This window comes from Streptomyces sulfonofaciens (genome assembly GCF_014656295.1).
In the GTDB taxonomy this organism is placed as follows: Bacteria; Actinomycetota; Actinomycetes; order Streptomycetales; family Streptomycetaceae; genus Streptomyces; species Streptomyces sulfonofaciens.
The window spans coordinates 20276-32659 of sequence record NZ_BNCD01000013.1 but is presented as its reverse complement, the minus strand read 5'-3'; the positions used below and the strand labels follow the sequence as shown (position 1 = coordinate 32659).

Annotated in this window: 4 protein-coding genes; 1 reads left to right on the top strand and 3 read right to left on the bottom strand. The window is 73.4% G+C overall.

Features of this window, described 5'->3' with window-relative positions; all coding sequences use genetic code 11:
* Positions 1–177, top strand: coding sequence for a hypothetical protein (locus IE313_RS21020; protein ID WP_189934536.1), 177 nt, complete (start codon positions 1–3; stop codon positions 175–177).
* Between the two features lie 157 nt (positions 178–334).
* Here the strand turns inward: IE313_RS21020 and IE313_RS21015 are convergent, their stop codons facing one another.
* From IE313_RS21015 to IE313_RS21005, 3 genes are all read right to left on the bottom strand, one after another.
* Complete coding sequence (locus IE313_RS21015) at positions 335–1531, bottom strand: Kelch repeat-containing protein (RefSeq protein ID WP_189934534.1); 1197 nt, start codon at positions 1529–1531, stop codon at positions 335–337.
* An 81-nt stretch (positions 1532–1612) separates the two neighbouring features.
* Positions 1613–2836 (bottom strand): Kelch repeat-containing protein, encoded by a 1224-nt coding sequence (locus tag IE313_RS21010; RefSeq protein WP_189934533.1) that lies wholly within the window; start codon positions 2834–2836, stop codon positions 1613–1615.
* 90 nt (positions 2837–2926) lie between these two features.
* The gene (locus IE313_RS21005) at positions 2927–12361 is read right to left on the bottom strand and encodes a Tc toxin subunit A-related protein (protein ID WP_189934530.1); all 9435 of its coding nucleotides are present in this window, start codon (positions 12359–12361) and stop codon (positions 2927–2929) included.
* Positions 12362–12384: the final 23 nt, after the last annotated feature.

Genomic DNA, 12384 nt, shown 5'->3' with positions numbered 1-12384 from the left:
GTGGTCGACGGTGACCTCGGCGCGCGCCGTTTCGTCGCCACCTACCGCAGGGGCCCGGTGCTGACCGGTGTGGTCGCGGTCAACACCCCGCCCAGGGCACTGCGCGCATGGCGTGCCGCGATCGCCTCACGCCGGCCGTGGAACGCGGTGGCGGACGGCGTCCCTGCCGCGGTGTGAGACGGTCGCGTACGTGCCCGGTGCCGCGCGCGGCCGACCGCGCGCGGCACGCGGCGAAGGGTTGGTGCGCCGGGTCCGGGGCGGTGCGGTTCCGCTGCCCGCGCCGTCCCGCGCGGGCACAGGGGGACACGACGACGGGCGGGCGGCCGGGACGCGCTCATTCGGCGAAGATCTCGCTGGAGGCGGTCAGCAGGTCCTTGGCGTAAGACGGATCCGCCATCGACGAGCGCACCGTGCCGCCGGCGGCCAGCACTCTGCCGTCCTTCAGGCGTGTGGCGGAGCAGTAGAACCGGCCGGTGCGCATGCCCGTCGCCGGGGTCCAGGCGCGGGACCGCGGGTCGTAGACGGCGGCTGCGGCGTACCCGGCGTCGTAGGTCGCCGAGTGCGCACCGCCGAGCACCAGCACGCGTCCGGACGGCAACGCCAGCGCCCGGTGGTGGGCCCGGCCGATCGGCATGTTGCCGGCCGGCGTCCACGTTCCGGCGGCCGGGTTGTACAGCTCGGTGTGCCACGGGCTCTGCGGGTGGAAGGTGCGCGATTTCCGCCCCTCCAGGGCGACTCCGCCGGTCACGAGCACGGTGCCGTCCGCAAGGAGCGTGGCCTGGTGGCCGCTGCGCGGGATCCTCAGGCTCCCGGTGGGCGACCAGGTGCCGGTCACCGGGTCGTAGAGTTCGCAGAACGACTGCCCGGCCCACCGGTAGACGTCCGTGTGGGTGATCCCGCCGACGACGAGCACCCGGCCGTCGGGGAGCCGCACGGCACAGTGGTCCGAACGCACGTCGGTCATCGGCTCGGCCGGGGCCCACCGGCCGGTGGCCGGATCGAACAGCTCGGCCGACCGCAGGCTCCGGAGCACACCGGGGCTGCTCTCCCCCCATCCGCCCGCGACGAGCACCGTGCCGTCCGGGAGCAGCGTCGCGGTGTGCGTGCTGCGGCCGGTTCCCGGCTTCCCGGTCGTCGGGGCCCAGGACTTGCTGGCGGGGTCGTAGACCTCGGCGGTGCCGAGGGGCTGGAACGGCAGGCGGTCGGTCTGCGGCATACCTCCCACGGCAAGGACGCGTCCGTCCTCCAGCTTGGTCAGGGAGTGCAGGAGCCGGGGTTGGGCGAGGCTCCCGGTCGGCTGCCACGTCCGGTCGGCGGGGAGGAAGAGGTGGCACTCCCCCGTGCCGGTCCCGCGGATCACCGCGCCGCCCGCGGCCAGTACGGTCCCGTCCGCAAGCAGCACGGCCGATTCCTCGGCGGCCGGCCACTGCCGCGGCGACGGCAGGTCGCCGGCGGGTGTCCAGCCACCGACGGCAGCCCCGGCCTGTGGGGACGGCAGCCCGCCCGCGATCAGGGCACTGGAACGTGTCATGGTCTCTGCTCCGCTTCCGTGGTCCCCCGTACGGTCCCTCGCCGTGCGGTCCTGCGTGGTGCGGGCCTTGCCGCCCGGTCCTCAGACCGCGAAGAGTTCCGACGCGCCCGTCGCGACGTCCGTGCTGTCCGGGGCCGCGGCCCCGGACAGCACGAGCCCGCCGGCCGCCAGGACCCGGCCGTCCTTGAGTTCGGCGGCGGCGCAGGCCCACCGGCCGGTGACCATGCCGCCGGTCGGGGTCCAGGTGTTCGCGGCCGGGTCGTAGACCTCGGCGTTCTGGTAGCCGACGTCGAAGGAGGCGTCGTCGGTGCCGCCGATCACCAGCACCTTGCCGGAGCGCAGCGCCAGGGCGCGGTGGTGGCTGCGGCCCACCGTCATCGGCTCCATCTCGCTCCACCGCCCGTTCGACGGGGTGTAGCGCTCGGTGACCCACTGGCTGTACACGCTGAAGCTCCAGTCGTCCTGCCTGCCGGCGCCGTCTCCGCCCGTGACGAGCACCGAGCCGTCGGCGAGCAGCGTGGCCTGGTGCGACTTGCGGGCCACCCTGAGGCTCCCGGTGGGGGTCCATGTGCCGCCCGGGCCGGTCGTCGGGTCGTACACCTCGCAGAAGCTCAGGCCGGTGTAGAGCCCGCGCCCGACGGGCAGCATGCCGCCGACCACGATGAACCGGTTCGCCCCGATCCGGAGCATCGGGTGGCCGCCGCGCGCATCGTGCATGGCGGCGGCCGGGGTCCACTCCCCGCTGGCGGGGTCGTAGATCTCGGCCGAGTACAGCGCCGAATGCGTCAGGCTGTCCCGGGGAGCGAGCCCGCCCGTCACCAGGACCCTGCCGTCGTCGAGCCGGACCGCCGCGTGCGCGTACCGGGCCTCGTGCAGGGCTCCGGTGGCCCGCCAGCTCCCGTGCGCGGGATCATAGATCTCGGCGGAGGAAACGGGCGCCACGGGGAGGGTGAACGGCCCGGTGAGCCCGCCCGTGACCAGCACCTCGCCGTTCGCGAGCTTGGTCGTGGTGTGCAGGCGCCGGGGCACGGACAGCGGTCCGGTGCCTTCCCAGGTCCTCTCGACGGGGTCGAAGAGGACGGCACCGCCCAGCGCGTTGCGGGCGCCGTCCTCACCGCCGGCGATCAGCACCTTGTTGCCGTGGGCGTCGTCGAGCACGATCGCCGAGGGGGAGGGCGGCGCGAAGTAGGCGGGCGCCGGCAGATCGCCGGCGGGCTGCCAGCCTCCGACGGCAGCCGCAGCGGCTCGGGCGTCAGTCGCGGTGGGCGGGGTGGCCGGGGCGGTGAGGGGATCGGTTCGTGGCATCGCTGTCCTCTGCGGTGTCGGGGACGGATGGGGCGGAGGTGCTGCGCCGGGGGGCGGGTGCGCGCCCCGGCGGTCCTCCCGGTCGGCGGTTCATCCCGGGTCCGGGGCTCCCTCCCCGTCGCTTCGGACCGCCGGCTCCGCCTCGACCGTGTACTCCCAGACGAGCAGCAGGTCCACGACGGCGTCGGGATTCAGCGCGCCGCCCCGGACGAGGGCCGCGGGCAGGTTCAGGATGTGCGCGCGGGACAGCGAGACGGTCCACGCCGCCTCGGTGCCGTGCACCGGCCCGCCCGGCCCGGTGAAGGCGCCGCGCGGCTGGCCCTCCAGGAGCGCGTCGGCGACCAGCGGCACCGTGGCCCGCCGGCCGTCGGGGGCACCGAGCGTGACCGGTACGGGCTCGGCGCCCGCGTACGCGGACACGTACCGCGTCCCTCCCGCGGGGGTCGGCTCCCGGGAGAGCACCAGGACGACCTCGGGTTTGGCGATCTTCAGTGGGAAGCCGGCCAAGGCGTACGGGAAGCGGGAGGCGGCCAGGGAGAACGTGAGCGACGGGTCCTCGGTTCCGGTGGGTGCCAGGAACCGGTGCCACTGGTCGGAGAACTCCCTGCGCGCGCTGAACACCCGGTACAGGCCCTTGCCGCCGCCCGCGTGCACCCAGTCGCGGAGGGCCTTGCTCAGTTCGCCGGCCACGTGCCCGGCGAGCGCGTCACCTCCGTCGCGGGCGGTGTACCTCACGTCCAGGACCACGTCGCTGATCGACTCGTAGTCGAACGGGCGGAAGGCCGAGGGCAGGGACAACTGCCATTCGCCGACGACGCCGGCACCCTCGAACGGCAGGAACCGCTCGTCCCGCAGGCTGGTCTCGAACAGGCCGCTGTCGTCCTGCCCCGTGCTGGTGACGATGGACTGGACCGGCCCGGTGTGGTCGCGGAACCGGCTGTCCGCCCGGCCGCGCGCGTACGCGCCGCCGGCGGGCACGCCGGGGTCCACGCGCACGGTGCTGCTCAGCAGCCTGGCGGTGAGGTTGACCGGCGTGTACGGGCCCGCCACGCACGGCACCGTGATGGCGACGCTCTTGATCCGCCGGAAGTAGTGGCCCGGTGTGTCCAGGTCGAAGAGCGCCTCGGGCAGGGACACGAAGCAGGCGCCTGTCTCCTTCAGCCGCAGCAGCGCGACGGGGTCGAGCTGCGCCAGCGAGATCCTCTTGGTGAGTTCGAGTTCGCGTGCGTTGTTCTCCAGGTACGAGGCGTCCATCCGGTGCAGGTCGGCCGACAGCCGCTCCCCCGCGAGCAGCCCCTTGCGGAGGCTGTCCCAGTAGCCGAAGTTCACGAACGACGAGTCGTCGGCGCCCAGCTCGTACCGGTAGCAGCGCTCGGCCCGTTTGGCCACGTCGTAGGCGAGCTGGTACGTCTGGAAGTAGGTCGTGGCCAACTGGCCGGCCATCCAGTCGTAGAGTTCGGTGCTGCTGAACTTGCCGCGCATGAAGCGGTCCGCCTCCAGCGCGTTCGCCCGCGCCAGGTCGTGGTTGTCCAGCTCCTTGGCGGCGATCGTCTGGCGGATCCGGGCCGCGGCCATCTGCTTGTCGAACTGCGCGGCCTCTCCTCGTGCCTGGCCCGCCTGGAAGGCCCATTCCTTGGCGCGCCGCTCGTAGCCGGCGAGGACGAGTTGCTGGGAGCCCTCGTTGCTCGTGCGGGAGGCGTCGGCGGAGATCGACTCTGCGACGCCCCGCAGCATCGACATGATGTTGCTGCTGCCCCAGGTCCCGCCCATGGTGGTCGGCGAACCGACCTTGAGGTCGGGCATGTAGCCGACCATGGCGGCGCTCATGTTGATGTCCCTGGCCTGGTCCTGGTACCGCAGCGCCGACTCGTGCAGCCGGGTCTGCGACTGCTCGAAGGCGTTCAGCGGCTCCCGCGCCAGCTCCGTGTAGTAGCGCTCCTTGTCCTCGGCGACGGACTTGGCCCGGGCCAGCGCCGCGAGCGCCTCGTCGGCCTCCTTCAGTTGCTGCTGCCGCACCTGGCGCGCCGCGTCCAGCACCGCCAGCTCATGTCCGGACCGCAGCCGGGCCAGCGCCTCGGCGTCGCGCTTCTCCAGCGCGGCGAGCAGCTCGGACCCGAACGACCTGACCTCCTGGGCGAGTTCCCGCGCCTTGGCCGCCATCGCCCCGTAGCGGTAGTACGGCAGCGGGGCACTGATGTCGTCCAGCACGGTGCCCAGGTCGACCCCCGCCGCCGCGGCCCGCACCAGCAGTGCCGGATCGACGGGGGCGCCGAACAGCGCGGTCCGGCGCTGCACCCCCTCGATGTCCTGGCAGTGCCGGATCTTGAACAGCCGGTCCTCGACGAGGTCCCAGTAGCGGACCAGTTTCTCGTTGCGCGGCACGCAGAAGTAGTTCAGCCAGCGCAGGTTGACGCCGGGGCGGATGGTGGGCGCGACGGGTCCGCGCGGGCCGGCGACGAGATTCTCCGCCGCGACGACCGGGTCCGCGGCCGTCGGGGTCTCCAGCAGTTGCCGGTAGCTCTGCGGCGCGGGCACGCCCCGGTCGGTGATCTCCTCGGGCCGCCTGCCCAGCAGTTCGTGCGCGAGGACGTAGAGCTGTGTGGCCTGGTTGATCGACTCCAGGGTGTCCTGCCGGAACAACTGGTCGCCCCAGGCGATGATGTTGTCCAGGTACTTCATGACGACGGACTTCTGGTAGGCCGTGGTGCGCAGCCGGGCCACGGCGTCCGGCTGGAACGGGCGGTCGAGCCAGTACGTCACCCGGTCCACGGTCTGGGGGTCCCCGTCGGCGAGGGCCGCGAGGATCTCCTCGATGCGCTGCTGGACGTAGGCCGGGTCCGTGGTCTCGAAGAACGGCTTGGTGATCCAGAACCGCTGGGGCCGGCTCCAGGCGTCCGTCTCCCGGTTGGCGGGATCGAAGATGTAGTGGAACCAGCGCTGCGCCTCCTCGAAGCGCTGGTTGGCCGACAGCCGTCCGGCGATCAGAAGCGGCACATGGAAGAACAACTCCCAGTTGTAGTCGCCGTACGCGTCGGTGAGGGAGAAGTCGACGGACTCGTCCGGGTAGGGGCCGAGGACGTTGTCGGGGTTCGGGTCGTAGGTGCCGGCGAAGTCGAAGCCCCCGGGGGCGGTCTGGAGCACCCGGCGGTACAGCCCGGCCGGTCCGCGCTGCGCCAGTTCCCGCACGAACTCACGTGAGCGCGGGTGGTAGAACCGCCGGAACGACACCGCCCCGGAGGGCGCGAGCGCCGGGTCCGCGGATGCACCGGGCACGCTGCTGACCCGGCCGCCGCCGTCCGGCAGCAGCAGCTCCGGGCCCGGCCCGGCGGTCCGCTCGGGCGCACCGCGGGGCAGGAGCGAGGTCCGGGTGCGGCCCTCGATCAGGTAGCAGCGCAGCCCGTCGGAGAAGAAGACGGCGAACTGCGCCCAGGTCAGCGGGATCTGGCTCGGGTTGAGCACCCGGTAGAGCTGCTCCCCGGGGGTCCCCCGGAGGGTCTGGATGGAGCTCTCCTCGTCCGTGACCCTGCGGTCGGGGTCGAGGACGAACACCTGGCCCTTGTGCACGGTGGTGTCGGTGGGGTCCTCCACCTTCTCGTTGTTGTGGAAGTCGGTGGGGGTCCTGTTGTAGACGACCGGGAGGACGGCCTGCTCGTAGGGGGTCTCACGGAAGACGATCTGGTCGATGACGACGTCACCGACGCCGGGGCTCAGCCTGAAGAAGCCCGAGAGCGTCCTGATGTTCCCCTCGCTGGGCACGTGCCAGTTCCAGTACACGCACCAGATCATGAGATCGCCGCTGCCCGGATCGACGACCGGCCTGAAGGCGAAGTTCCGGTGCCAGGGGAACTGGTTGCCGTAGACCTCGGGATCGTCGTTGTAGAAGGGCGCCTCGATCTTGAGGAAGTTCTTCGTGGTCTTCTTGGCCTCCCACCTGCCGCCCACGCGGCGGCTCCAGTTGAGCTGTGCCTTCCAGTACTTGAGCGGCTCCGGCATCGGATCCACGCCCTGCGGCATCTTCACCTGGCCGGGCTCGGAGGCGATCGAGTAGGTGGGCCAGAAGAGGTGCAGCCGGCCGTTCCACACCACCGGCAGCAGCACGTCCGACTCGATGTCCAGGTCGATCCGGCTCCAGGGGGTCCACTCCTTCTTGCCGGGCCACGAGCGGACGTAGTACTCACGCGGGGTGGACACCGTGTGGGCGCAGACGTACACGGTGGGGCCGCCCGGCGATTCGGTGTCCGTGTACACGGCGCAGGGCCGCATCCGGGACACCTTGTCCAGCCGCGCCAGGTAGTTCTCCAGCGCGGTGGCGGCGTTCTCGGAGGTCACCTCCTTCTGCAGGAGCTCGTTCTCCAGGTCGGCGAAGAACGGGGACTTCGTCGCGCGCAGGTCCGGCTCGACGTAGTTCTCCGGGTACAGGAAGATCTTCTGGTTGGCCTCCCACAGCCGGTAGGAGCCCATCCAGTCCCAGTCCCGCCAGAGGTTCTCCTCGTACGGGTTCGCCGGAGCCGACTCCAGGTTGAGCCTCACCCGCTGGACGAAGAGCTGGACGGTGAAGACGGCCTGGGCGATCCGGGTCGTCAACTGGCAGGCGCCCATCTCCACGTCGAGCAGGAAGTAGTCGAACATCGTGTCGGGGTCGTGCCACAGGGGCTCGTCCCGCTCGTCCAGGAACGGGTGCGCGGCGAGGTGGGCCACCAGGCAGGCGCGGCGCCGCTCGCGCAGCCGGTCCTGGAGCAGGCCGCCGGCCGTGGGCCAGTCGCGCAGCGGGTGGTGCGCCTTCGCGGCACCCCAGGCGGCCTGTGCGGCCTCGGCCGTCGGAACGGCCGTCAGCCAGCCCGTCGCGCGCCCGGCCGACACACCGGTCCTGCGCAGCACACCGACCGCGGAGTGCAGATCCAGCAGGGCCCGCTCGGCTCGGAACGCGGCCGGTTCGGTGAGGTTCAGCAGTCCGGCACCGCACAGTACTCCGAGGTCGGCGCGGTCCCACCCGGTCTGTGCGGCCGTCTCGTCGAGGACCGTGTCGAGGGTCGCCCCGGGATCATGCGCCGCACCGAACACGGCGCGCAGGGTGCGGGCCGCACCGGGGACGCGGTCGCGGAGCCGGGCCAGGTCCAGCAGCCTCACGAAGCGGGCGAACAGCGGGGCGGCGCCGGGGAACGGCCTGAGGGGGAGCAGGTTGAGGTCGAGCCAGCCGGAGCCGGCCGCGGAGCCGAACACCCAGGGGATCTGCTCCGCGGTGATCCGCAGCCGCCGCAGCACGAGCGCGACCCGGTGCAGCAGCGTCAGCGTGGTGAACTGCTCGGGGAAGCCGGTCCGGACGATGACCACGGACGGGTCGCTGCCCACGAACCGGGGGGCGAGGAAGTCCTGGAGGGCCAGCGGTTTCGACGGGGAGCGCAGCCAGGAGCCGAGCAGCACGTCGGCGGTCGCCTGATCCAGCCCGGCGGCCGCGCCGAGTTGCTGCTTCACCGTCGTCTCGCTCAGCGTGCGCCGCAGATACGGGTTGAGCTTCGTCAGCACGTGGGCGAACCGTGCGGCGGGCGTGACACCGTCGGGGTCGAACACGGCCGCCGCGTCCCCGGGGCCGAGGAAGGCGTTGTCGTCCTCGGGGCGGGCCTCCTGGGCCCTGCCCAACTGGTCGACCGCGCTCTGGAAGGCGCCGTCCCCGGAGGCGCGCCGCAGCTCCTCGACCTCCTCGGCGGACAGATAGGCCCTGGAACGCAGGGCACGGGCGCTGACGTCGTAGAACACCTTGCCGACCAGGACGGACGGGAGCTTCAGGTCGACGGGCTGGGTCTCCAGGGGCGCCGAGTAGATGGGCAGCCGCAGGGCCTTCATCCGCGTCGCGACGTAGGTCCTGGGCGCCTGGTGGAGCGCGCGGACGGCGGCCGCGAACTCCGGTTCGGCGTGCGCGACGAGCCGGTCGTGCACGGACTTGGTCATCGGGCCGGTGTACAGCAGCCTGCCCGGCTCCGCGGTGCCCTCGGGGGGCGGTTCGAACTTCATCCCGGGCGGCAGGACGACACCCTGCGGCACGGCGCGGAGCCCGGCCGCGTACACGGCGGTACCAAGGAGCGTGCTCATCACCTCGGCGACCAGGACGGCGTCCCAGCCGAGCAGCGCGAGCCCCTTGCGGGTCAGCTCCCCCTTGTCGTCGGCGGTCCGCGCGGTCTGCTCGTAGACGGCCTGCAGGGCCGAGCGCAGCCCGGTGAGGGTCGCCGCGAGCGCGGTGTCGTCGGGCAGCGGGCCGTCGTGCGCCGGGGCGGCCGACGTCAGGACGGCGTCCACCTCCGGCACGGTGAGGCCCCGGGCCGCCAGCTCCGCCACGGCGTCCAGGAAGCGCTCGGTGGCCGGCACGAGGACGTCGAAGGGTGCGGCCTGCGCGGCGGGCGCGTCCGGGTGCCCGGGCCGGGTCAGGGGGGCGCCGGCGAGGAGTTCCGGCTCCGGGCCGCCGTACGGGACCGGCCCCACGACCGGGTGCCGCATGGGCCGCCCGGAGTGCAGGTCGGGCTCGCCGCCGTCGTAGTCGTCGAAGCCCCCGGGGAACGGGCCCCCGTCGCCGTACAGCTCGATCAGCCGCAGCAGGTCGGCCACGGGCAGGTCCAGCGCCCGGGCCAGGAGGACCGTGCGGTACAGGGCCGTGAGGTTGGCCAGGGTGAGGATCCGGTTGGGGGCCACCGAGCGCCGGCCGGTCACGAGTTCGGCGAGTTCCTCGTCCGTCACCTCCAGTACGGCAAGCAGGGCCGCCGTGACGGCCGGATCGACCAGGCTGCCGATCACCTTCAGCTCGTTGCGGGCACCGTTCAGCTCGAAGGGGCTGCTGCGGCCCGGCTCCACCGTCACGACGGACGGATCGTCGAAGAGCCGGTCGTACAGCGGCGGCTGCGCGGACGACCGGTAGCGGTACGTGGGCAGGGGGCCGTAGCAGCACAGCACCTGCTCCTCGGTGAGGCCGAGACGGGCGGCCAGCCGCCGGACGCCGACGAGCCCGCGCAGGAAGGCACCGTCCAGCCGGCCCGGTCTGGGCCCGGTGAACAGCATCCCGTCCAGTGTCGCCGCGGGGACGTCCAGGGCGCGCCGCAGCCGGGTGAAGCGGTGCAGGCGGTCGAGCGCGTAGACGGTCAGGCCCTGCAAGGTCATCGCGGTCGTGTCGCACGGCTTCCTCGGGTCCGTGCCGACCACGGTGATCGCGGCACCGGGGTTGACGAACCGGGTGTCCAGGGCCTCGACCAGCTCGGCGTAGTGCATCCCGGTGGCGTCGAGGAGGTTGCGTACCGTCGCCAGGTCGTTGATCAGGGCGCCGGATGCGGTGTCAGCGGGCCTGCCGAAGAACTCGGGGAGGGTGCGGCCCGGTGCCAGCGGTTCGCCGGTGATGATCGCGCCCGCCACGGGGGACAGGCCGAGCGCCTCGACGGCGACCGCGGTGCTCGCCCCGGATGCCGGTGAGAGGGCGGCCATCAGCTCCGCGCGGCGCACGCCCAGGTGGTCGAGGCAGATCCGGATCTGTTCGCCCCACAGGTCGAAGGGCAGGCTCCAGGGGTGGACGGCGGTGCGCAACCGGTCGTAGGCGGCGGGGTCGAGGTGCTGCGGCTGGACGCGCAGCCGGGCCGGGTCCCCGCTGGTCTGCCGGGCGGTGGCGCCGGTCTGGGTGTCACCGGAGACGACGGCGGCCTCCAGCACCTCGCAGACCAGGTCGACGTACGGCAACTGGAGGTTGGTGTTGTCGCAGGAGAGCTGGATGTCCCACAGGTCGCCGCGCCGGGCCCGCAGCGCCTTGGCCAGCTCGCCCTCGGTGTAGGACAGGCGGCGCAGGTACATCATCAGGTCGACGAAGTAGGCCGCCTGGCCGTGCACCGAACGGCATTCCGAGCAGGCACAGTAGTCGGCCGGTCCGAACAGCTCCTCCCAGTCGGGCACCTCTTCGGCGAACGCCCGCCCGGACGGGGGCTCCGCCAGCCACGGCACCCGGAACTGGCCGCCCGTGCGCAGGTCGGCGATCAGGTTCACCGTCGCCGCGTGCACGTATCCGGCGCGGGCGTGCAGCGCGGACGCACGGTCCGCGTCCAGGGTGCCCTCCAGCCGGGCGACGAACCCCGCCGCGGGCAGTTCGGCGATGGCGGCCGCCGAGTCGAACCCGGCGGTGCGGGCGGCCTGCACGGCGTCGAAGCGGGGCGTGAGCTTCATCAGCCGCTGGATGCCGGCGAGTTCGGCGCGGGCGGGCCCGTCGGGCACGGTGACGGCGGTGACCGGGGTACCGACGAGGTCGAAGTCCGGGTGCCCGGCGAGGAAGCGGGCGGCGGGTGCGTCGGGGTCCGCGGCGGCCAGCCCGTGGGCGACGTGGGCGCTCGGGTGGGCGTCGGCCACCAGGGCGGCCACCATCCGGGCGTAGCCTGCCGCGGTGCCCGGTGCCCCGCCGGGCAGGGTGGCGAGGTGCGCCGGCACTCCCCCGGCGGCCTCGGTCAGCCGCGTCCAGTCGGCCGCGTCCAGGCGGGCCAGGTCGCGGGGACGGGCCAGTTCGCCGCGGTCGAAACGGGCCAGGAGCTCCCGCACGAGGGGGACGTTGTTCCCGGTCAGCGCTCCGAGCCGGAGGGTGAGCCGCAGGCGGTCCGCGCCCCCCGCGGTCCGCTCGTCGGCGTCCGGCCTCGCTCGCGGGCGTGCCGGAGCGGCCTTCCGGTCGAGCCAGCTACGCAGGACCTGTGCGCGTGCCTGCGGGTCCGGCACGGCAAGGGCGAACAGGGCCGTGACGGGCGAGGCGCCCCCGGTGCGGTCGGTCAGGGCCGCGACTTCCCGGTCCCGCAGGGCCCGCGCGAATTCCTCCGGGGCGTCGGGGGCGGCGATGATCCCGGTGCCGGCCGCCGCCCGCAGCCCGGCGACGACATCGGTCACCGGGTGCGCGGCGAGGGCCGCCAGGCCGGGGCCGAAGCCCATGCGGAGCAGCCCGTAGAACGCCTCGCCGGACAGTCCCGTCGCTTCGGCGTGCCGGGCGGCCACCGCGAGCTGGGCGCATTGCAGAGCCGCGCGTCCCGTCACCCGGGCGAGATGGCTGAAGTCCCCGCGGTCGCCGCACTCGCTCAGCTCGGTGAGGCCCGCCCCGTCCAGGTGCGGTTCGATGTCGGCGAGCACGAGGGCGTACTCGGCCCGCCCGTCGAACGGCAGCGAGAGATCGCAGAGCGCCTGCGGAGCGGGGTCCTCAAGGGTGCCCGCCGCTGTGGCCCCGCTCCCGGCCGCGGCCTCGACGACGAGAGCCGTCCGGTGCGCGGGCGGGTGGTAGCGGACGCGGTACCGGCCCGCCGGGTCCGTGACCGCCTCGCCGAGCGGCTGCCTGGACCGCAGCAGCCGGGCGGACACGGTGACCGCGACACCGGCCGCCGCCGATCCGTCGTGCCTGCTCACCACGCCGTGCACGGCGGCGACGGCGGCCTGCTCGGTTTCGGCCCCGGACCCGGGCCCGGCGTCCGGCGGCACCGGGCGGGGGTTTCGCGGCACGGGACGGGGGCCCTGGCCGGGAGCGCGGTCGGTCATGCGCACCGTCCGCGGTACGTGCT